Genomic DNA, 21842 nt, shown 5'->3' with positions numbered 1-21842 from the left:
GCTTCATCCTAATGATCCTCCTTCACGATGACATGACCGGTCACGATGATCATTCGGTGCGCTCCGTATGAATATGCAAATGCCCTTCCAACGTTCTGTGAACCGGGCACTTATCCGCGATTTCGACAAGCTTGCTCCGATCTCCCTCCGTCAGATCATCGCCGCGGATGGTGATGGCGCGGTTGAGAGACTGAATTTGTTCGCCCTCCTCCATTGCGTGTGCGTGGTCGCAGTCCTCTACGTGGTCGCGCTCGTGCGTGACGTGGATGCTTACGCCCTCCAGCGGTAGCCCCTTGCGGTCGGCGTACATCTTCATCGTCATGGCGGTGCAGGTGCCGAGCGCAGCATTGAGTAGGTCGTACGGCGTCGGGCCGGTGTCGTTGCCGCCGTAGCTTTTGGGCTCGTCGGCCACGAAGCGATGGCCGGTGGTGTGGACTTCGGTTCCGAACTTGCCGTGGCCGGTACAGACGATCACGCCTTCCTGCGGCATGGGCCAGTCTGCCTTCATCGGCAGGTAGCGATGCGCCCAGCTTGCGATCACGCTCGCGACGAAACCGGCGTCCTCGACCTTGGTCAGCAGGTGATCGGCCCCGGCCAAACTAATGAAGCTCTTCGGATGCTTGGCCGCGAGGAAAAGATTGGAGGCGTGGTCGATCCCGACGATCTCGTCTGTCGGTGAATGGCAGACCATCAGCGGCACGCGCAAAGCCTTCACCCGTTCGAGCAGGTCGGCTTCGCGGGTCTTGTCGAGGAAATCCTTGCTCAGTTTGAAGGGTCTGCCGCCGATGGTGACATCGCCCTCCCCATCCCGCTCGATAGCATCGATATCGCCTTCCACATTATGGAGGACATGCGGCACATCGCTCGGTGCGCCGATGGTGGCGACGGCAGCGACCTTGCCCCTCGCCATCATGCCCGCCGCTGCCAGCACTGCCGCTCCGCCAAGGCTGTGGCCGACCAGCAGGATTCCATCGCCAAAGCGCTCGCAAAGCGCCCGCGCGGAAGCGAGCAAGTCATCGATATCGCTGGCGAAACCGGCGCGACCGAAATCGCCTTCGCTGCCGCCCAGGCCGGTAAAGTCGAAGCGCAAGGTGGCAATGCCTTCGCGGGCCAGAGCGCGGGTTACTTCGACCGCCGCTTTCGATTGCTTGGTGCAGGTAAAGCAGTGGGCAAAAAGGGCGGCTCCTCGTACCAGCCCGGTCGGCAGTTCCAGAGAACCCGACAATTCGTGCCCGGCGTCGGTGGTGATTTTCAATTGTTCAGTCGGCATGGCGCACACTCCCGGATTGTTCGCAGTCCTAGCCTGGTTCGTTCGCGAAACGCGAGGGTTACGACTTGTGATTGCGCATCCACCTGCATAGCTTTGCTCCCGATAAAGGGGAGCATCGCATGCGATTCATGATTGCCGCAATTGCACTGGCCTATTCCGCACTATCGGGAGAGCCTGCCAATGCACAGGCAACAGACGAATCCGCCGCCTCGGATGCGACAATGCTCGAGAAAGCTGCCGAGCAGGTTGTCGAGGTCATTCGAGGCGAGGCGCAGCCAGAAGAAGCATTCGCCCCAGGATTTCTCGCAGCGGTGCCGAGAGAGCAGTTTGCAGCGATCAGCGCGCAATTGACCGGGCAGTTCGGGCCGATCATCGGTGTAGAGAAGGTCGAGGCAAGCTCGCAATATGCAGGCACGATCTACCTGCGGTTCGAAAAGGCAATCGGCTCGGGCAATTTCGTGATCGAGCCGGAAGAACCGCACCGCGTCACGGGCCTGTTGCTGCAGACCTTCGAGCCAATCGACGATGACGTGGACAAGATCACGCAGGATTTGGAAGCGCTGCCCGGGGATGTCAGCGTGCTTTTTGCACCTCTGGCGGCAGGGGCGGAGCCCATCCTTTCCTTCAACCCTGACAAGCAACTGGCGATAGGCTCGACCTTCAAGCTCTACGTCCTCGCGACGCTTGCGGCAGAGGTCGAAGCGGGCAAGCGCAATTGGGACGATGTCATCGCGCTCGACGTCAAATCGTTTCCCAGCGGGATGATGCAGGATTGGCCGCAGGGCTCGCCAGTGACGTTGCAGACGCTCGCCAGTCTGATGATCTCGATCAGCGACAACACCGCCACCGACCAATTGGTCAGGGTGCTGGGCCGCGAAGCGGTCGAAGGGCAGATGGCGAAGAGCGGCCATTCCGCCATGGACCCGATGCGGCCACTGCTCACCACGCTCGACCTGTTCAAGCTCAAGGGCGATCCGTCTCTTGCGCGGGAATGGCTTGGTCTGGATCAGCGCGCGCGGCGGGCAAAGGTGGCAGCATTCGAAGCCGAGCACGATTGGAAATCGTACACCGTCACTCCGCCCACTTTCGTCGAGCCGACGGCCATCGAGACGCTCGAATGGTTCGCCGATATGCGGGACCTCGCCGGATTGATGCGCATGTTCGCCGAAGCCGATGACGACACGGCGCTGGATGTCATGGCGATAAACCCGTCGATGCCGCCGAGCATGCGGCAGAGGTGGGATTACATCGGTTACAAGGGCGGCTCGGAACCCGGCGTGCTCAACCTGACCTGGCTGCTGCGCGACAAGGCCGGGGCGTGGCATATGCTCGCGATGAGCTGGAACAATTCACAAGCGAATGTCCAGTCATCCACCTTCGAATTGCTGGCCCAGCGTATCGTTGCGCTCGCCGACTGAGTCACCAACCAAGATGCCTCTTGCCCCTGCGCGGGGCCTTCCCTAACGCACCCGTAAAGCAAGTTGCAGAGGAAAACCGATGGCCGACAAGCGTTTTACCGGAACCGACGACTATATCGCGACCGACGATCTCAAGGTGGCGGTGGATGCCGCGGTGACGCTGCGCCGACCGCTGCTGGTCAAGGGCGAACCCGGTACCGGCAAGACTGTTCTCGCGCACGAGATCGCAAAGGCCATAGGCGCGCCGCTGATCGAGTGGAATGTCAAGTCGACCACCAAGGCGCAGCAAGGCCTCTATGAATATGACGCGGTCGCCCGCCTCCGCGACGGCCAGCTCGGCGAAGAGCGCGTCCACGACATCTCCAACTACATCAAGCGCGGCAAGCTGTGGGAAGCCTTCACCAGCGAAGAGCTTCCGGTCCTGCTGATCGACGAGATCGACAAGGCCGATATCGAGTTCCCGAACGACCTTTTGCAGGAGCTCGATCGCATGAGCTTCGATGTCTATGAGACGAAGGAGCGGATCGAGGCCAGGGAACGCCCGATCGTCGTGATCACTTCCAACAACGAGAAGGAACTGCCCGACGCCTTCCTGCGCCGCTGTTTCTTCCACTATATCAAGTTTCCCGATCGCGACACGATGGCCGAGATCATCGAGGTCCACTATCCTGACATCCAGAAGGCGCTGGTCAAGAAGGCGATGGATGTCTTCTACGAGATCCGCGAAGTGCCTGGCCTCAAGAAAAAGCCAAGCACCAGCGAGTTGCTCGACTGGCTCAAGCTTTTGCTCAACGAAGAGATGCCGCTCGAAGTGCTGCAGGATGCCAATCCCAACAGCGCGATCCCGCCGCTCCATGGCGCGTTGCTAAAGAACGAGCAGGACGTGATGCTGTTCGAACGTCTGGCCTTCATGGCGCGCCGCCAGACCTGATCAGCCGACCGGAAAACACTCCAGGCCCGTGCTCGAAAGTTTGGCGCACGCCGCATGTGCGTCGGGCGATGCCGCGCGGAGCCGGTAGTATTGGCGACCGTTCACCCGGGCCGGTACGACCTGCATTTGCATCTTGGCCAGTTCGGGGTGCGCCTTGCTGATCCGCTCCCAATGGGCTCTCGCCTCGCCATCCGAAAGTGCGGCCGCGAACTGGATAGCCTGTGTGTCCGATAGCGGCTCTGGCACCGGCGTTCGTTCCGGTGCCGGCGTGGCCGCTTGTGGCGGGCCGAACTTGGACTCGTGCTCTGCCGTCGCGACCCGCATCGGCGTCTCTTCCAGGAGCTTGGGATCGATCGGGATCACCGCGTCGGTGCGTTGCGCAAGCCGGAGCGCTGCCGCCTCGTCTTCCAGTGGATCGTTCGTGACGATGACGCCGGTCGATGTGAAACCGGTGAGCCTGAAGAGATCGTTCGCAAAGTTACTCGGCAGCCGGATGCAGCCGTGCGAGGCCGGATAGCCGGGCAAGCGACCGGCGTGAATGGCGATTCCATCCCAGGTCAGGCGCTGCATGAACGGCATCGGCGCATTGCTGTAGAGGTTGGAGCGGTGAAACCTTCTCTTCTGCAGGATGGCAAAGACACCGGTCGGCGTTTCCTTGCCGCGCTTGCCGGTCGAAACGGGGCTCGAGCGCCACAATCTTCCGTCTTGGAACACGTGCATGTGCTGCGAGGCATTGCTGATGACGATCACCACCCCGTCGCGCAGGGTATCGTCTACCGTCACTTCGGGTGGCGGCTCCGGAGTCCACTCGGCTACAGGAACGGGCGGCGTCTTCGCGGCAACGGCAGGTGCCACCGCGCGGACCGGATCGCTGGAAACGGGCACGCATGTCGTCACGGACAGCAGAATTGCCGCCGCAATCGATGATCCTGCGAGCGTGCTGCGCACCGGGCGCCTCCGTTAGCAAATTTGGCTAACGAGGTAGATGGGCGCCGCACGCGCGGCAAGGTGTCGCTTGTCACCCTGCTCCGCTGCGGAACAGTTCAGAACCTGTAGGCGAGCTCGCTGTCACCCCAGCGTCGACCGTTGATGTAGAGCGGGACATAGACATTGCGCACCACATTGTACTGCTTGCCATCGCCTTCCTGGCGATAGACCGCCATCATGTAGGGCGCGCTGCTCTGTTTTGCCTTGCGATCGATCGGCCCGAGCAAGATACGACCGTTGCGGCAGTATTTCGTGTCGTGCGCGAGATCACCGGTAGGCTGGCGGGAGCGGTCGGTCACGTGGGTCGGCAGAAAGCCGTTCATATCGGCGGGCGAGCACATCATGATCGCGCCGCCCCTCGCCACCATCGCATCAATGATCGGGCGCCAGTTCCTGTCGGCCCAGTCGCTCGCGTTCGAACGATAGCGTGGCGGGTTGCTGCCGTCGACCGGGCGATAATGTGTGTCGAACAGCTCTTCCATCGTGATCTCGCCTACAGCAATCGCCGCTTCGGCGACCTCTGCCAGTTGCGCGGCATGGTCTTGTGCCTGGACCACCATTTCGCTGTCCTTGGGCGAGAGGCCGCTCTTGACGATGCTGTCGAACATTTCGCTGGCGGTGAGTTCCAGCGCTTCCATCCGGCTGTGCGCACTTTGGAGCTTCTGCTCGTTCTCGATCGCGGCGCTGTCGAAGCCGGTGAGGACGCCCTGCACTTTCGAAACATGACCGCTGATCGTGTTGGTGGCGCGGGCGATCTGGTCGTTCTGGCGATCGACTTCCTCGACCAGGTCGGAAACGCCGCTGATGGTCTCTTCGATCTTGGCGACCGAGGTCTTGGCCTCGCTCGAAGCCTTGGCTCCGCCCTCGATCTTGCCGATCACCGCCTTGGCTTCGCCTTCGAGCGTGTCGATCGTGCTGGAGATTTCCTCGGTGGCCTTGCGGGTCGCCCCGGCAAGGCTCTTCACTTCGTCGGCGACCACGGCAAACGCGCGACCGGCCTCCCCTGCCCGCATCGCTTCGATGGTGGCATTGAGCGCAAGGATGTTGGTGGTCTCGGCAATGTCGTCGATATGCTGCGAGCTGCGCTTCACCTGGTCCATTGCCGAAGCAAAGCCGGTAACATGCTTGGTCAGAGTATCGACCAGTTCGAGCAATTCCGTGATCTGCGACAGTGACGAGCGGATCAGCGCGTTACCGTCGCCCAATCGGGCAATGGCGCGCTCGGACAGCAACCGCGCTTCGTCGCTGGCTTCGCTGACTTTCGCCTGGTCGGCCTCGAGGTCGGAGATCGTACCCTGCAGCGCGGTATGCTCTTCGCGCAATTTTTCGGACGAGGCTATGACCGCTTCGACGACGCCGGCGACGTCGGTGCATCCCACCGTGACATCGCCGCATTTGCCCGGAATGAGCTCCAATGCGGACTGGTCGGCGGCGATAATCTTGCTATGTTCCATTGCGTACCCCGTGTGTGCGGGGAAATGCCTAGGCGCGGCATGGTTACCGCCGCGTAAAGATTTCCGTCCCCGAAGAGGCTTTTTCGCATGTTTTTCAATTTCGTCGACGAATTGCGCGAGGCCGGCATCGGCGCGAGCTTCAAGGAGCACCTGACGCTCATCGAAGCGCTCGACAAGGATGTGATCGAGCAGACGCCCGAAGCGTTCTATTATCTCTCGCGCGCGACCTTCGTGAAGGACGAAGGCATGCTCGACCGCTTCGACCAGGTCTTCCACAAGGTCTTCAAGGGCATCCTGACGGATTACGGCCAGAACCCGGTCGATGTGCCGGAAGACTGGTTGAAGGCTGTCGCCGAGAAATTCCTGACCGAAGAGGAAATGGCCGAGATCGAGAAGCTCGGTTCATGGGAAGAGATCATGGAGACGCTCAAGGAGCGGCTCGCCGAGCAGGAGAAGAAGCACGAAGGCGGCAACAAATGGATCGGCACCGGGGGCACCTCGCCGTTCGGAAACTCGGGCTACCACCCGGAGGGCGTGCGGATCGGCGGGGAAAGCAAGCACAAGCGCGCTGTGAAGGTGTGGGAAAAGCGCGAGTTCAAAAACCTCGACAACACCAAAGAACTCGGCACCCGTAACATCAAGATGGCGCTGCGCCGCCTGCGCCGGTTCGCGCGTGAAGGTGCAGCGGACGAGCTCGACCTCGACGCAACGATCGACGGGACCGCCAAGCAAGGTTGGCTCGACATCCATATGCGGCCGGAGCGGCACAATGCGGTCAAGCTGCTGCTGTTCCTCGATGTCGGCGGTTCGATGGACCCCTTCATCAAGCTCTGCGAAGAGCTGTTCAGCGCGGCAACAAGCGAGTTCAAGAACCTCGAATTCTTCTACTTCCACAATTGCCTCTACGAGGGCGTGTGGAAGGACAACAAGCGGCGCTGGCAGGAGCGCACCAAGACGTGGGACGTGCTCCACAAATATGGCCACGATTACAAGGTGATCTTCGTCGGCGATGCCGCGATGAGCCCCTACGAGATCACCCACCCCGGCGGCTCGGTCGAGCACATGAACGAGGAAGCCGGCGCGGTCTGGATGCAGCGGCTTACCAACACCTATCCGGCGACCGTGTGGCTCAATCCGGTACCCGAAAAGCAATGGGGCTACTCGCAGAGCACGAAGATCCTGAAGCAGCTGGTCAACGACCGGATGTTCCCGCTGACCCTCGACGGGTTGGACGACGCGATGCGGGAATTGAGCAGGAAACAAGGCGCGTAATTTTGGGGTTTGGGATGGTGCGAAAACTTATGTCCGGCAAGCAGGAGGGACAGGCGACCATGAAGAAGCTGGCTATTGCAGCAGCCTCAATTGCCCTGATCGGAGCTAATGACGAGCAGGCATCCTTGGCCGGAATGGCTTCCGGTTCTCAAACGGTGCAACCATCGGTTTCGCTGGACAATCCGGCTTATAGTTCACCCCCCGAGCCGTGGGTGAGCCTGCCGGATGCTTCGCCATCCCCCGCTTTCTGCGCCGATCGCATCCGTGAGGCGCGCGATAGTGCCGGCTTGCCACCATTACGGAGGCGGACTGCCGATCCGGACCGGCCTGAATTGATCTGGGCAGTCGATCATCGCCGCGACGGGTGCGGCGTCCTGGTCGCAAAGGGTGACCCACAGGATATTCGCCCGGTTCCGGAAGCTGTCGGTACGCCTCGAATGATGCCCGCAGGCAAGTAGGCCTTGGCATTACAACCCCGGTCGGGAGGGACCCGGCACTCCCGCTTCCAAGCGGTCCGCGAGCGGCTTGAAGGCTTCGATCCCGGTGGTGGCTGGCGGCTCTGGCTCTACGAGTTCCTGTTGTTCGGCTTCAAGCAGGCGTGGGCCTGCCTGTTCGGCGCGATGCTGCTGTTCCTTTTGCTCGCGACATTCCTTTTTTACCCGGACGATGCCCCGCTCCATCGCTACGATTTCCTGACGCTCGCCGCGCTCGGCATTCAGGTGGGAATGCTGGTCCTCAAGCTGGAAACGCTTGAGGAAGCGAAGGTCATCCTGATCTTCCATGTCGTCGGGACGGTGATGGAACTATTCAAGACCGCGGTCGGATCATGGATTTATCCGGAAGCGGCCATTCTGCGCATCGGAGGCGTCCCATTGTTCTCCGGCTTCATGTACGCTGCCGTGGGGAGCTACATCGCGCGGGTGTGGCGCATTTTCGATTTTCGCTTCACGCACTATCCGCCGCACTGGGCGACCTGGCTTCTGGCGGCCGCGGTCTATGTCAATTTCTTCGCCCATCACTGGACAGTCGATATCCGCTACGCGCTCTTTGCCGCAACGGCGCTGTTGTTCTGGCGGACGCGGGTGTACTTTCGCAACTGGCGCGAACACCGCTGGATGCCGCTTCTCGTCGGCTTCGGCCTGGTCGCGCTATTCATCTGGTTCGCGGAGAATATCGCGACCTTTGCACGGGCATGGACCTATCCCGGGCAGGAGGATGGCTGGCAGATGGTAAGCCTCGCCAAATTCGGCAGCTGGTATCTGCTGATGCTCATCAGCTTCGTACTCGTCGCACTCATGCAGCCGATCCGTGCGCCCGATCAGTAGAGCAGGAGGTCGCGCACCTCTTCGCGCCATGCCTCTTCGTCAGGAGCAGCCAGCGCGTCGAGATCGCCGGGCAGCGCGTTCGTATCGTCCACCCACTCGCGCAGGGCCGGTCCGCCATTGATGACGTCGATCGCGAGGACATCCTCGGTGTATTCGTATTCGAAATCCTTGCCGCGCCAGATCGGGTAGTCCGGATAGAGCCGACGGATCGCCTTGAAGGCAAGCGCCTGCAAACGCCATGGCCGAAAAGCCTCGTGATCGTAATGCGCGCCCTCGGCATGAACCATCAACGCATTGCAGAGCTTGCCTTGATGCTTGTGAAAAGTCGGCTCGAACCAGCACTCGCGCAGCGCGCAACCCGTCATCCAGTCGGGAGCGAAGCGCTCCATCTCCTTGCGGATGACAGAAGCATCGACGTCAGGTGCACCGAACAACACTTCGAGCGGGCGCGTCGTGCCCCTGCCCTCGCTCAATGTCGCCCCTTCGATCATGACCGTCCCTGCGTAGGCGCGCGCCATATTAAGGCTGGCGGCATTGGGGCTGGGGTTGATCCAGATTCGGCTGTCTGGCCAACCGTAACCGGGGCCGGCTTCGGGCAGCCAGTGGTGCATATCGATCACCCGGTAATCGACGTCGAGATCGAAGTGGCGAATGAACCAGTGCCCCATCTCGCCCAGCGTGAGCCCGTGGCGCATCGGCATGGGTGCGGCGCCGACGAAGCTTTCGTTGCCGGGGACCAGCAGCGTGCCTTCAACCGGGCGACCTGCCGGATTGGGCCGGTCCAGCACCCACACGCTCTTGCCGTGTTTCGCCGCTTCCTCGATCAGGTAGAGCAGCGTCGTGACAAAAGTGTAGATGCGGCAGCCGAGGTCCTGCAGGTCGAACAGGAACACGTCGGCGCTCGACATCATCTGGCCGGCTGGGCGACGTACTTCGCCGTAGAGGCTGAATACGGGGATGCCATAGACGGGATCAGTCTCGTCCTCGGTCTCCACCATGTTGTCCTGCTTGTCGCCCTTGAGGCCGTGCTGGGGGCCGAAGGCGCTCGTGACGTTGATTCCGGCAGCGATCAGCGCGTCGAGACTATGCCTCAGGTCCTCGGTCACCGAAGCGGGATGTGCGACCAGTGCAACGCGCTTGCCTTCCAACGGCTTGCGCAGCTCGGGCTCGGTCAGCAGGCGATCGATACCGAACTTCATCATAGCGGCTCCAAGGTTAGCGCACGGCAGATGTCGCTATGAAACTCCGGCTTGCCATCGGCAAAGGCCAGCGCCCAGAACTCGATATTGCCATCGACGTCCTCGACAATGGCGTTGAGCGCGACATCGGCGGGCAGCGGCAGCGCGCTGGCGATACCGGCCTCGAGTTCCAGCTTGGCGTCATGCGCTGCGCAGGCGATGGCGATGGCCGGAACGGGGGCATCGCGACTGTTTTCGCGGAAACCGTCGAAATCGTAAGCGGCCCAACGCGACGACGGGCTGAGGTTGAATTCCCGGTAAGAGGAGCCGCCATGCGGCTGCCAGAAAATCTCGAAACAGGTCGTCTTCCAGAGATTGTCCATGCGTTCGCTCGCGGCATGCACAGGCACCTTGATCTGACCGATATCGCCATCGAGTCGGAACTTTGCGCGGCAGCCGTCGGGGGTTGGCTGGATCGCGGCTGACACCCGCTTGATCGGACCGGCCACGCAATCCGGATGGAGGACAAGCTCATGCATGATCGCCGCTATTGCCCAGTGCAGCGATGCCCGCAAGCCACTTGGAGCCGCCTCTCCCCGCCGCTATAGGCCGCGCCCTATGAGCGAATTCGAATCCGACCTCCTGCAGCTGCTTTCAGAACGCGGCCACTTGCACCAGATCACCGATGCCGGTGCGCTCGACGCGTTGGCGATGAAAGAGGTCGTGACCGGTTATGTCGGCTTCGACCCCACCGCACCCTCGCTCCATATCGGCAATCTCGCCTCGATCATGCTGCTGAAGCGATTGCAGCAGGCCGGGCATCGCCCGATCGTCATCATGGGCGGCGGCACGGCCAAGGTGGGTGACCCCTCGGGTCGGGACGAAACCCGCACGATGCTGACCGACGAGAAGCTCGCCGGCAATATCGCTTCGATCAAGGGTAGTTTCGAACAGATCCTGCGCTTCGACGACAGCGAGACCGGCGCGCTGCTGATAAACAACGACGATTGGCTGAACGAGCTCGGTTATATCGAGCTGCTGCGCGATGTCGGGCCGCATTTCACTATCAACCGCATGCTGACATTCGACTCGGTCAAGCTGCGGCTCGATCGCGAGCAGCCGCTGACCTTCCTCGAATTCAATTACATGATCATGCAGGCCTACGATTATCTCGTGCTCAACCGCGAATATGGGTGCCGGTTGCAGCTGGGTGGCAGCGACCAGTGGGGCAATATCGTCAACGGTATCGAGCTATGTCGCCGCATCGACGGCAAGGAAGTCTATGGCGTCACCGCACCGCTGATTACGCGTGCCGATGGCGCGAAAATGGGCAAGTCGGTCGACGGTGCCGTGTGGCTCAATGAAGCGCAACTGCCCGCTTATGATTTCTGGCAATACTGGCGGAACACCGATGACCGAGACGTCGGCAGGTTCCTGCGGCTGTTTACCGACCTGCCGCTCGACGAGATTGCACGGCTGGAACAGCTCGAAGGTGCCGCAATCAACGACGCCAAAATCGTACTCGCCAACGAAGTGACGGCAATGGTACGCGGTGCAGACGCTGCCAGGTCCGCCGAGGCGACTGCCGCGCAGACCTTTGCCGGCGGCGGTGCGGGCGAAGACCTACCGACTCTCACGCTTGGCGAGGAGGAAATGTCCTTGCCTGCCGTCCTGACGGCGATCGGGTTCACCAGGTCCAATGGCGAGGCCAAGCGCAAGATTGCCGAAGGCGCAGTCAAGCTCGATGGCGAGGCCACACGCGATCCCGGCGCCATGATCGCGCTTGCCGAAGGCGCGGAGATCAAGATCAGCCTGGGCAAGAAACGGCACGGCCTGCTTGTTCGCTAAACCGCGCAACCCCGCAGAAACGCTGGGTTTTGTGCCAAATCGGGACAGCGCAGCTTAACCTAATTTCAGGCAATTGGCGGCATAAGTGCCCTCCACACCAGAAGCTTGGAGGGTCGTGGAGCCATGTCAGCCGGAGCGCAGCTCACAGTCACCGATCAACGGCGCGCGACGCGTCATCCGGTCGATTTCCCGGTCATCGCCGAGCACTTCGTGCATGGCGATATGAACCTGCATATCAGCAACCTGTCGGCACACGGCTTCATGGTCGACGATGCGCACGACCTGTCGCGCGGCGACCGCATCATAATCCGTTTGCCGATCGTCGGGCGCATCGAGGCCTATTGCATCTGGCGGCGTGACAATCGCGCCGGCTTCCAGTTCGAGCGGATCATCCGCATCGACGATTTCATGGGCATGATAGACGAACTGCAGCCCAATCCGCGCCTTCGCAGACCGCGCTGAGCGAACGCTGCCCACCCGCTAAACAACATCTTGCTTCCCTCGCCCGCCCGCGCCTGCCATGGCGCGCGGCGTGAGAGACAGCACGCAACCACCCAGCCAGCCATCCCACCCGTTCAAGGTTGCCAATTTCCGCGCCTACTGGCTGAGTCGCCTCGCGATGACGCTGGCGCAATATGCCATGTTGCTGATCATCGGGTGGCAGACATACAACCTTGCGCGCGATAGCGGGATGGACGTCGCGGCGGCTTCAGGCCAACTGGCGCTGATCGGGCTGCTTCAGTTCTTGCCTCTTTTCATCCTCACTCCATTTGTAGGATTGGCCGCCGATCAGTTCGACCGTCGCAATATCGCACGTCTGACCGTCGCCATGCAGCTTGGATGCTCTGCGCTACTGGCGTGGCTCACGCTTTCTGGCTCGATCTCGCTGCCCTGGCTCTTCGTGGTGGCGATCCTGCTGGGCATCGCGCGCGCTTTCGCCGGGCCAGCCTTGTCCGCTCTCGCGCCCAACCTTGTGCCGAAAGCGATCCTGCCCAATGCTATCGCCCTGTCGAGCATTGCGTGGCAATTCGGCATGATCGTCGGGCCGGCGCTGGGTGGGTATCTCTATGTCGTCGACCCCGCCCTGCCCTACGGCATAGCGACCGCGCTTTTCGCGACCTCGATCATTGCCCTGAGCTTTATCGGCAAGGTCCCACAACCTGCCGTGCGCAAGGACCAGCGCCCGATCGGCCAGATCGTTGACGGGCTCAAATATGTCGGCCGGAATAAAATGGTACTCGGCGCGATCACGCTCGACCTCCTCGCGGTATTTCTTGCCGGAGCCACCGCGCTCTTCCCGGTCTATGCCCGCGACATTCTCCAGGTCGGTGCCACGGGACTGAGCCAGCTTGCCATGGCCCCTGCCGTCGGAGCCGCTCTGACCGCGATGTATTTCAGTTTCCGCCCGCTCGAGACCAATGTCGGGCCCAAGATGCTATGGGCGGTCTTCGTCTTCGGGATCGCTACCGTCATCTTTGGCCTTTCGACCTCCATGCCGCTCAGCCTCGCGATGCTGTTCATCGTCGGCGCGGCCGACATGTTCAGCGTCTATATCCGCCAATCGCTCATCCAGTTGCACACGCCAGACGACAAGCGCGGCCGCGTCTCCAGCGTGTCCTTGCTGACCATCGGCGCGTCCAACGAAGGCGGCGATGCCTTTTCCGGCACGCTGGCCAGCATCATCGGGCCGGTCGGTGCGGTCGTTGCCGGCGGGATCGGCGCCATTGTCACGGTCGCGGCCTGGTCACGGCTGTTTCCCGTGCTGCGGACAACGAAGACTTTCGATCCGCCGCCGGAATTGTCTAAGAGTGATTCGTAACAGAACCGACCCCCGGGAGAATACGCCATGAAAGCCGACACCATCCTTCAAACCATCGGCAACACGCCGCATATCCGCATGAGCAAGCTGTTTCCGGACCATGAGGTCTGGATCAAGTCGGAGCGGGCCAATCCCGGCGGATCGATCAAAGACCGCATTGCGCTCGCCATGATCGAGGATGCGGAAGCTTCCGGCGCGCTCAAGCCGGGGGGCACGATCATCGAACCGACCAGCGGCAACACCGGCATCGGCCTCGCCATGGTCGCTGCGGTCAAGGGCTACAAGCTCGTGCTGGTCATGCCTGAAAGCATGAGCCTCGAGCGCCGCCGCCTGATGCTGGCCTATGGTGCCAGCTTCGACCTGACCGACAAGGCCAGGGGCATGAAGGGCGCGATCGAGCGCGCGACCGAGCTTGTCGCGCAGACCGACGGCGCATGGATGCCGAGCCAGTTCGACAACGAGAGCAACTGGAAGGTCCACGTTCGGACAACGGCCAAGGAAATCCTCGAGGACTTCAAGGATGCGCCGATCGATGTGATGATCACCGGCGTCGGCACGGGCGGCCACCTGACCGGCTGCGCCGAAGAGCTGAAGCGCCACTGGAGCGGCATGAAGGCCTATGGTGTCGAGCCCGAGCTCTCCCCCGTCATCAATGGCGGCCAGCCCGGCCCGCACCCGATCCAAGGCATCGGCGCAGGCTTCATCCCAGGCAACCTGCACACACAATCGATCGACGGCGCGATCCAGGTCGATGCCGAGGCTGCCAAGGACATGGCCCGCCGCGCCGCTGCCGAGGAAGGCATGCTGGTGGGTATTTCGAGCGGCGCGACGCTGGCGGCGATTGCGAAAAAGCTGCCGGAACTTGAGGCTGGCTCACGGGTGCTGGGCTTCAACTACGATACCGGCGAGCGGTATCTGAGCGTGCCGGACTTTCTACCGGAGGAGTGAGCGGTCTCCGCAAATGAAGAGGGCCCGCATCGCTGCGAGCCCTCTTGCGTGACGATCCTTGAATGCGATCAGGCGGCGGTGGCGAAGGCCTCTTCGCCCAGCGCCATGGTGCTGTCGGCGCCGCTCTCCAGCTTGTGACGCAGCGCGCCGGCGTCGGGCAGGAAGCGATCCATGTAGTAGCGCGCGGTCGCGAGCTTGGTCTCGTAGAACGACGCATCCTCCGGCGAACCGGCGAGCGCTTCGGTCGCAACCTTGGCCATGCGCAGCCACATCAGGCCGAGCGTGACGATCCCCATGATGTGCATGTAATGATGCGCGCCGGCACCGAGATGGTTCGGGTTCTGCATGGCATTCTGCATGAACCACATCGTGGCGGCCTGCTGTTCGTTGAGCGCTTTCTCCAGCTTCTCGGCCATCGGAGCGAGGGTTTCGTTGCCCTTGGCCTCAGCGATTTCCTCGCCGATCATTCTGAAAAAAGCCTGCACCGCAGCGCCGCCATTCTGAGCGAGCTTGCGGCCGCACAGGTCCATCGCCTGGATGCCGTTGGTGCCTTCGTAGATCTGCGCGATACGGGCATCGCGGACATACTGGCTCATGCCCCATTCCTCGATATAGCCGTGGCCGCCGAAGACCTGCTGCATGTCGGTGGCGATGGCATAGCCCTTGTCGGTGCCATAACCCTTGATGACCGGGGTCATCAGGCCGATCAGCGCATCGGCTTCGGCGCGCTCTTCCTCGGTCTGCGCCTTGTGGGTCAGGTCCACCAAGAGAGCGCCCCACAGGCACAGCGCACGCATGCCCTCGGTGAAAGCCTTGCCGTCCATCAACATGCGGCGGACGTCCGGATGGACGAAGATCGGGTCGGCCTTGGCTTCCGGCTCGGCCGGGCCGGTCAGCGCACGGCCCTGACGGCGGTCGAGCGCATAGGCGACAGCGTTCTGGTACGCGACTTCGGCCTGGCCGAGGCCCTGGATGCCGACACCCAGACGCGCTGCGTTCATCATGATGAACATGGCGGCAAGACCCTTGTTCTCTTCGCCGACCATCCAGCCTTTGGCGTCGTCATAGTTCATGACGCAGGTCGCGTTGCCGTGGATGCCCATCTTGTGCTCGATCGATCCGCAGGTCACGCCGTTGCGCTCGCCCGGATTGCCGTCTTCATCGACGATGAACTTCGGTACGACGAACAGCGAAATGCCCTTTGTGCTGTCGGGCGCGCCGGGCGTCTTTGCCAGCACGAGGTGGATGATGTTGTCCGCCATGTCGTGCTCGCCGGCCGAGATGAAGATCTTGGTGCCGGTGATGGCGTAGGACCCGTCGGCCTGCGGCTCTGCCTTGGTGCGGATCAGGCCGAGATCGGTTCCGCAATGTGGCTCGGTCAGGTTCATGGTGCCGGTCCACTCGCCCGAAATCATTTTGGGCAGGTACATTTCCTGCTGCTCCGGCGAACCTTTCGCAATCAGCGCTGAAATTGCGCCGGTCGTCAAGCCCGGATACATGCCGAAAGCCTGATTGGCGGTGGCGGTAAATTCCTCGATCACGAAGCCGAGCACGTGCGGCATACCCTGCCCGCCGAACTCCTCGGGCTGCGAGATGGTGCCCCACCCGCTCTCGCGGTACTGGTCGAAGGCTTCCTTGAAGCCGTCGGGCGTTGTGACCGAACCATCGTTATGTCGGGTGCAGCCCTGCTGGTCGCCGATCTGGTTGATCGGGGCGAGAACTTCCGAGGCGAACTTGCCGTATTCGTTGACCACGGTGTCGATCATGTCCGGCGTCGCACTCTCGAAGCCGGGCAAATTGCCGTAGCTCGCCAAGTCTAGCATCTCGTTGATGACGAAGCGCGTGTCGCGGGTCGGGGCGTTGTAGATCGGCATTGGGCGTCCTTCGGCAATGGGAGTGTGAGTCGGGGGCCGCTCGAAGCGGTGTCAGCCCAGGTCGAGAGCCTCGATCTGGGCGACGAATTCGGTAAGTTCCTTGATCGAGGAATCGATATCGGCACGCTGGCGCTTGAGCTTGGCGATGTGCGTCCTGCACTTTTCTACCGTGACGCGGCGCTGCTCCACGCGGCCGTCATCCAAGTCGTAGAGGTCGATCATTTCCTTGATCTCGCCGAGGCTGAAACCGACGTTCTTGGCGCGCATGATCCAGGCGAGCCGCGCCCGGTCGCGCTTGGAATAGACGCGGGTCATGCCGACGCGAGAGGGATTGATCAGGCCCTCGTCCTCGTAGAACCGCAGTGCGCGTGCAGTGCATTCGAACTCGCTGGTGAGATCGGAGATGCTGAAATGCTCGCGCGACAGCTTGTCCGGCCGTTCGAGATGAGCGCCGGAATGCGCTCTCGATTCTTTCGATGCGACGTTTGCCATGCGTCGATCGGTACATGCCCTTTACGTAAAGGTCAAGTTCTTACGTCTTGGAGAGCGCCGCAATCCAGTTCGCGATAGAAGCATGTCCGCGCCCCCGTGTGGCAAGCTGGCCCGGCCGGTTCGACCAGCAGAATGACCGCATCCTGGTCGCAATCGACCAGCACCTGGCTGACCGCCAAGGTATTTCCCGAGGTCCCGCCCTTCTTCCACAATGTCTGCCGCGATCGCGAAAAGAAATGCGCAATTCCCGTCTTCCGGGTTGCGTCCAGCGCATCCGCATTCATGAAAGCCACCATCAGAACTTCGCGAGTATCGACATGTTGCACCACCGCTGTCAGCAAGCCGTCCGAATCGAATTTCGGTGCGAAGACCGTTCCGCTTTCGCGCTCTTCGGCAGAAATCTCGCTCATGCTTTCGCCTCATCGTTGCTGGGCTTGGATCAATGCGACAGTTTTGTTGCACGAACACAACAATTCGGTCTCAAAATCGGACGCGGTGCGCAATCCCCCTATGCTGACCGCCAGATGAATGGAACACATGCGGTCACGGCGTTTGTTCGCCGTCCACCGGAATTCGGGCGAAAGCCAAGTTCAGGGGGTAACCGGGACAGTGCATCATGGGGGTGATGCCGTTTCGGCAAGACGATGAGGGACTGGACCCTCGCGCGGCCATCGGGGGACGGCCGCCGGGTCCGACAAATTTCGTCACGTGGCGCCCGGGGTCTTAGCGGACCTCGGGCGTTTCGTTTTCCATCGAAGTTTTCGCCTGCCATTCGATCTCGCTCAATACCCGGGTGAAACTTGCGATGCGAACGCTTTTCGCGCCCGCTTTCAGCAAGACGCGGGTGCAACGCTCGCTGGTTGCGCCGCTCGTTACGACGTCATCGACGAGTAGGACATCCCTTCCGGCAATTTTCTGCTGCCAGGCCGGAGCGATTGCGATCGCGCCCGACAACGCCCTTTCGCGCGCCTTCCGCCCGAGACCTCCCAGCGAGGGCGTGGCCTTCGTCCGGCGCAAGGCATCTACCGCGACCACTCCGGCACCGATTCTGCCTAGTTCCTGTGCAAGTAGCGCGGCCTGATTGTAGCCTCTCACCCAAAGCCTCCTTCGATGGAGGGGTACGGGAATCAGCAGACAACCCCCGCCTGGATCCGGAAGGCGCCTCTGGATCAGCTTCGCCATCATCCTTGCCAGCGCAATGCGTCGACCGTGCTTGAAGGCCAGCACCAATCTGCGCGAGGTGTCATTGTACAGCGTCGCGGCATAAATGCCGGAATGGCGCGGCGGATCGGCCAGGCAGGCTGCGCAAACAGCTCCTTCCTCGGCGCCGCTATTGCGGATGGGGCGCCGACATGTGGCACAGCTTGGTTCTCCGAGGAGCACAAGCCCTTGCCAGCAGTCCAGACACAGCCCCTCCTGCCGCTCGATGCCATCCCCGCAACACGGGCAACGCGGCGGATAGACCAGGTCCACTGCGGGAGCGAGCGAGTCGCCGAGAAGACGCAGCGCGTTCATTTTTCTATGCTGCGCCGGTTGCACTGCGAGAGCAAGACCGGCACGGCACTTTCATGGCTCATACGCCTCCCACCATCTTTTCCCGGCGGCAGGCCGCCGCCAAATGGGCGCGCGCGCGGTCACGGCAAGAGCGGGCCGGCAGCGCGAACTACCTGGTCGAGGCGATGGCCGACGATGTGATCGAGCGGCTCGAGTTCATGCGCCACGAGATCGGGTCCGCACTCGTCATCGGCGACGTCACCGGGCGCTTGCCAGCCTGGCTCGCAAGACAGGGCGTTGAGGGCAAGATCGGTCTGTTGGGTGAGTTCGACGAAGAGCAGCCGGGGTCCAGCGAAACTTTCGACCTCATCGTGCACCTGCTTGGTCTCGGGGTGGTCAACGACCTGCCCGGCGCGCTGATCCATGCCCGCGACGCGCTGAAGCCGGGCGGACTGTTTATCGCCGCCTTTCCGGGAGCGGGGAGCCAGCCAGTCCTGCGCGAGCTCATGCTCGCCGCCGACGGTGACCGACCGGCGGCGCGGATGCATCCGCTGGTCGACAATCGCGCGGCGACGGGCCTGCTGCAACGCGCGGGCTTTTCGCGGCAGGTGGTCGACAGCTATCCGGTCAAGGTGCGCTACTCCTCGCTCGAAAGGATGATCGCGGACCTGCGCGATCACGGGCTTACGCGGTCGCTGGCCAGCGCGGTCCCGCCACTGACCCGCGAGGCATGGCAGCGCGCGTTAAGAGCATTTGCCGGAATGCGGGACGGCGACGGGAAAGTCGCCGAGACTTTCGAAATACTTGTTCTAACAGGCTGGAAATAGGCTATTTTCCGAGCGATGCCTGCGCCGCTGCGAGCCGTGCGATGGGAACGCGATACGGCGAAGCGGAAACGTAATCGAGCCCGGTTTCTTCGCAGAAACGGATGCTCGCCGGATCGCCGCCATGTTCGCCGCAGATGCCGAGCTTGATGTCGCCGCGGGTCGCGCGGCCGCGCTCCGCCGCCATAGTCACCAGCTGGCCGACGCCATCGATATCGAGACTGACGAAAGGATCGCGGGCGAAGATGCCGCGATCGACGTAAGGCCCGAGGAACCTGCTCGCATCGTCCCTCGAAACGCCGAGAGTCGTCTGGGTCAAGTCATTGGTTCCGAAGGAGAAGAAGCGGGCTTCCTCGGCAATCTCACCCGCCATCAGCGCGGCCCGGGGCAGCTCGATCATGGTGCCGACAAGGTAATCGACCACGGTGCCCTTTTCGCCGAAGACGTCGCCAGCAACCCGCTCCACCAGCGCGCGAAGAATCTCCAGCTCGCGCCTGGTCACCACCAGCGGGATCATCACTTCAGGCAACGGCGCTTCGCCGGAAGCCGCCTTCACGTCGCAGGCCGCTTCGAAAATCGCCCGCGCCTGCATCTCGTAGATCTCGGGATAGGTGATGCCGAGGCGACACCCACGGTGCCCTAGCATGGGATTAAACTCGTGAAGCTCCCCCGCCCGACGCTTCAAGTGCTCGACCGAATGCCCTGTAGTTGCTGCCAAATCTTCGAATTCGGCATCACCATGTGGCAAGAATTCGTGCAGCGGCGGATCGAGCAGCCGGATCGTGCAGGATAGCCCCTTCATGACCTCGAAAATCTCGTGGAAGTCCTTGCGTTGCTCGGGCAGCAGCTTGTCGAGCGCGGCACGGCGACCGTTCTCGTCATCGGCGAGGATCATTTCACGCACGGCGCTGATGCGACCGGCATCGAAGAACATGTGTTCGGTGCGGCACAGGCCGATACCCTCGGCCCCGAATTGCCGCGCCATCCTACAGTCATTGGGGGTTTCGGCATTGGTCCGCACGCGCATCCGGCGATGTTTGTCGGCCCATTCCATCAGCGTGCCGAAATCGCCCGCGAGTTCAGGCTCGATCGTCGCGACCTCGCCCGCCATCACCTGACCCTTCGCGCCGTCGAGCGTGATGAGGTCCCCTTCCTTCAAATCGCGCGATCCGATTTTGAGCAAACGCTTGGCGCGGTCGATCACGACGGCAGAAGCTCCCGACACACAGGGCCGCCCCATCCCGCGCGCCACGACGGCGGCGTGCGACGTCATGCCGCCACGCGCAGTCAGGATTCCCGTCGCAGCGTGCATGCCATGGATGTCTTCGGGGCTGGTCTCGACCCGCACCAGGATCACGCTCTCACCCCGCCCGGCCCATTGTTCGGCGGTGTCTGCATCGAGCACGATCTTGCCCGCCGCCGCGCCCGGAGAAGCCGGCAGACCGGTGGTCAGCACATCGCGCGGAGCGTCGGGATCGAGTGTCGGGTGGAGCAGCTGGTCGAGCGCCATGGGATCGACCCGCAGGATCGCGGTCTTTTCGTCGATCAGCCCTTCATCCGCCATGTCGACCGCCAGCTTGAGAGCAGCCTTGGCGGTCCGCTTGCCGGTCCGCGTTTGCAGCATCCACAGGTGACCGCGCTCCACGGTGAACTCGATATCCTGCATGTCGCGATAGTGTTGCTCAAGAAGGTCGAATACGCGGGCGAGTTCGGCATAGGCTTCGGGCATCGCCTCTTCCATGCTCGGCTTATCGGCCCCGGCGGCTTCGCGCGCGGCCTTGGTGAGATACTGCGGAGTGCGGATGCCCGCCACCACGTCTTCGCCCTGCGCGTTGATCAGAAATTCGCCGTAATAGGACTTCTCGCCTGTCGCCGGGTCACGTGTGAAGGCGACACCGGTGGCCGAGGTGTCGCCCATATTGCCGAAGACCATGGCCTGAACGTTCACCGCCGTGCCCATGTCGTGCGGTATGTCGTTGAGACGGCGGTATATTTTCGCCCTTTCGCTGTCCCAGCTGTCGAATACCGCGCGGATCGCGCCCCAGAGCTGTTCGGTCACATCTTGCGGGAACGGCTCCCCGCCCCGCTCGTCCGCCGCGATCTGCTTGTACTCGGCGACGAGTTCCTTCCACTCTTCTGCCGACATCTCCGTATCGGCGTACAGGTCCTTGTCTTCCTTGGCGATTTCGAGTGCTTCCTCGAACAGGCCATGGTCGATCCCGAGGACGACATCGGAGTACATCTGGATGAAGCGGCGATAGCTGTCCCAGGCGAAGCGCTCGTCGCCGCTCACCTGCGCCAACCCCTCGACCGTCTCGTCGTTGAGGCCGAGATTGAGGACCGTGTCCATCATGCCGGGCATAGAGATCGCCGCACCCGACCTTACCGAAACCAGCAGCGGATCGTCCTTGTCACCCAGGCGCTTACCGACCGTTGCTTCGATATGGCCGAGCGCGGAAGTGACGTCATGACGCAGCTTTTCGGCGAAGCCTGCCCTGAGCTCAGTCGAAGGGTCCGCGCCATGCTCGAGATAGTCGAGGCATTCTTCGGTGGTGATCGTGAAGCCCGGTGGGACCGGCAGGCCGATCTCGGCCATCTCGGCGAGGTTCGCGCCCTTGCCCCCGACGATCGTCTTGTCCTTGGCGCGCGGGTCGTCCGACTTTGCATTTCCACCGAAAGGATAGACAGTCTGGGACATAAAATTTCCT

20 protein-coding genes are annotated in these 21842 nt (G+C 62.1%); 10 read left to right on the top strand and 10 right to left on the bottom strand.

The features are described 5' to 3' along the window. Positions 1-49: 49 nt before the first annotated feature. Positions 50-1270 carry a bifunctional alpha/beta hydrolase/OsmC family protein gene (locus EL2594_RS05900; protein ID WP_011414120.1) on the bottom strand — a complete coding sequence of 407 codons (1221 nt, stop codon included), beginning with the start codon at positions 1268-1270 and terminating at the stop codon, positions 50-52. A 128-nt stretch (positions 1271-1398) separates the two neighbouring features. Between EL2594_RS05900 and EL2594_RS05895 the strand changes: the two genes are divergently transcribed. Together EL2594_RS05895 and EL2594_RS05890 are read left to right on the top strand one after the other, a co-directional pair. Then, positions 1399-2688: a serine hydrolase gene (locus EL2594_RS05895; RefSeq protein WP_049762434.1), complete on the top strand. Its 1290-nt coding sequence runs from the start codon at positions 1399-1401 to the stop codon at positions 2686-2688. A gap of 79 nt (positions 2689-2767) precedes the next feature. Beyond that, positions 2768-3619, top strand: coding sequence for an AAA family ATPase (locus EL2594_RS05890; protein WP_011414118.1), 852 nt, complete (start codon positions 2768-2770; stop codon positions 3617-3619). Here the strand turns inward: EL2594_RS05890 and EL2594_RS05885 are convergent, their stop codons facing one another. Then, positions 3620-4567 carry a L,D-transpeptidase family protein gene (locus tag EL2594_RS05885; RefSeq protein ID WP_011414117.1) on the bottom strand — a complete coding sequence of 316 codons (948 nt, stop codon included), beginning with the start codon at positions 4565-4567 and terminating at the stop codon, positions 3620-3622. Between the two features lie 95 nt (positions 4568-4662). Further along, complete coding sequence (locus tag EL2594_RS05880) at positions 4663-6060, bottom strand: methyl-accepting chemotaxis protein (protein WP_011414116.1); 1398 nt, start codon at positions 6058-6060, stop codon at positions 4663-4665. Positions 6061-6147: 87 nt separating this feature from the next. Here EL2594_RS05880 and EL2594_RS05875 point away from each other — a divergent pair, with 87 nt between their 5' ends. Genes EL2594_RS05875 through EL2594_RS05870 form a run of 3 tightly spaced genes read left to right on the top strand, consistent with a single transcriptional unit; the run spans position 6148 to position 8657 of the window. Then, positions 6148-7332, top strand: a complete 1185-nt coding sequence (locus tag EL2594_RS05875) for a vWA domain-containing protein (RefSeq protein ID WP_011414115.1) — start codon at positions 6148-6150, stop codon at positions 7330-7332. 14 nt (positions 7333-7346) lie between these two features. After that, positions 7347-7790, top strand: coding sequence for a hypothetical protein (locus EL2594_RS15310; protein WP_155805987.1), 444 nt, complete (start codon positions 7347-7349; stop codon positions 7788-7790). 3 nt (positions 7791-7793) lie between these two features. Continuing rightward, positions 7794-8657, top strand: a complete 864-nt coding sequence (locus EL2594_RS05870; RefSeq protein WP_041685121.1) for a DUF817 domain-containing protein — start codon at positions 7794-7796, stop codon at positions 8655-8657. On the opposite strand, the gene EL2594_RS05865 is transcribed toward EL2594_RS05870, so the two are convergent. Beyond that, on the bottom strand, positions 8651-9856 hold the full coding sequence (locus tag EL2594_RS05865) for an exo-beta-N-acetylmuramidase NamZ family protein (RefSeq protein WP_041685735.1): 1206 nt from the start codon (positions 9854-9856) through the stop codon (positions 8651-8653). The two genes, EL2594_RS05870 and EL2594_RS05865, sit on opposite strands and share 7 nt — an antisense overlap. Continuing rightward, positions 9856-10374, bottom strand: coding sequence for a hypothetical protein (locus tag EL2594_RS05860; protein WP_011414112.1), 519 nt, complete (start codon positions 10372-10374; stop codon positions 9856-9858). The genes EL2594_RS05865 and EL2594_RS05860 overlap by 1 nt, the downstream gene beginning before the upstream one ends. Before the next feature lie 79 nt (positions 10375-10453). Between EL2594_RS05860 and tyrS the strand changes: the two genes are divergently transcribed. From tyrS to cysK, 4 genes are all read left to right on the top strand, one after another. Next, positions 10454-11683: a tyrosine--tRNA ligase gene (tyrS, locus tag EL2594_RS05855; protein WP_011414111.1), complete on the top strand. Its 1230-nt coding sequence runs from the start codon at positions 10454-10456 to the stop codon at positions 11681-11683. A 123-nt stretch (positions 11684-11806) separates the two neighbouring features. Then, the gene (locus tag EL2594_RS05850; RefSeq protein ID WP_011414110.1) at positions 11807-12145 is read left to right on the top strand and encodes a PilZ domain-containing protein; all 339 of its coding nucleotides are present in this window, start codon (positions 11807-11809) and stop codon (positions 12143-12145) included. Positions 12146-12203: 58 nt separating this feature from the next. Then, the gene (locus EL2594_RS05845; protein ID WP_011414109.1) at positions 12204-13502 is read left to right on the top strand and encodes an MFS transporter; all 1299 of its coding nucleotides are present in this window, start codon (positions 12204-12206) and stop codon (positions 13500-13502) included. 27 nt (positions 13503-13529) lie between these two features. After that, positions 13530-14450 (top strand): cysteine synthase A, encoded by a 921-nt coding sequence (gene cysK, locus EL2594_RS05840; RefSeq protein ID WP_011414108.1) that lies wholly within the window; start codon positions 13530-13532, stop codon positions 14448-14450. A 68-nt stretch (positions 14451-14518) separates the two neighbouring features. On the opposite strand, the gene EL2594_RS05835 is transcribed toward cysK, so the two are convergent. From EL2594_RS05835 to EL2594_RS05820, 4 genes are all read right to left on the bottom strand, one after another. Continuing rightward, positions 14519-16324, bottom strand: a complete 1806-nt coding sequence (locus EL2594_RS05835) for an acyl-CoA dehydrogenase C-terminal domain-containing protein (RefSeq protein ID WP_011414107.1) — start codon at positions 16322-16324, stop codon at positions 14519-14521. A 51-nt stretch (positions 16325-16375) separates the two neighbouring features. Continuing rightward, entirely contained in the window at positions 16376-16816 is a 441-nt protein-coding gene (locus EL2594_RS05830; protein WP_011414106.1) for a MerR family transcriptional regulator, read from the bottom strand. Positions 16817-16848: 32 nt separating this feature from the next. Further along, on the bottom strand, positions 16849-17226 hold the full coding sequence (hisI, locus tag EL2594_RS05825) for a phosphoribosyl-AMP cyclohydrolase (protein ID WP_011414105.1): 378 nt from the start codon (positions 17224-17226) through the stop codon (positions 16849-16851). 313 nt (positions 17227-17539) lie between these two features. Then, entirely contained in the window at positions 17540-18331 is a 792-nt protein-coding gene (locus tag EL2594_RS05820; protein WP_011414104.1) for a ComF family protein, read from the bottom strand. Between the two features lie 53 nt (positions 18332-18384). Between EL2594_RS05820 and EL2594_RS05815 the strand changes: the two genes are divergently transcribed. Beyond that, positions 18385-19137, top strand: a complete 753-nt coding sequence (locus EL2594_RS05815) for a methyltransferase domain-containing protein (protein WP_011414103.1) — start codon at positions 18385-18387, stop codon at positions 19135-19137. 1 nt (position 19138) lies between these two features. Here EL2594_RS05815 and ppdK read toward each other — a convergent pair whose 3' ends face one another. Continuing rightward, positions 19139-21832, bottom strand: coding sequence for a pyruvate, phosphate dikinase (gene ppdK, locus EL2594_RS05810; protein ID WP_011414102.1), 2694 nt, complete (start codon positions 21830-21832; stop codon positions 19139-19141). Positions 21833-21842: the final 10 nt, after the last annotated feature.

It is taken from the genome of Erythrobacter litoralis HTCC2594 (genome assembly GCF_000013005.1).
In the GTDB taxonomy this organism is placed as follows: domain Bacteria; phylum Pseudomonadota; class Alphaproteobacteria; order Sphingomonadales; family Sphingomonadaceae; genus Parerythrobacter; species Parerythrobacter litoralis_A.
Note: the sequence above shows the minus strand (reverse complement) of the source record. Positions and strands in the feature narration are given on the sequence as shown.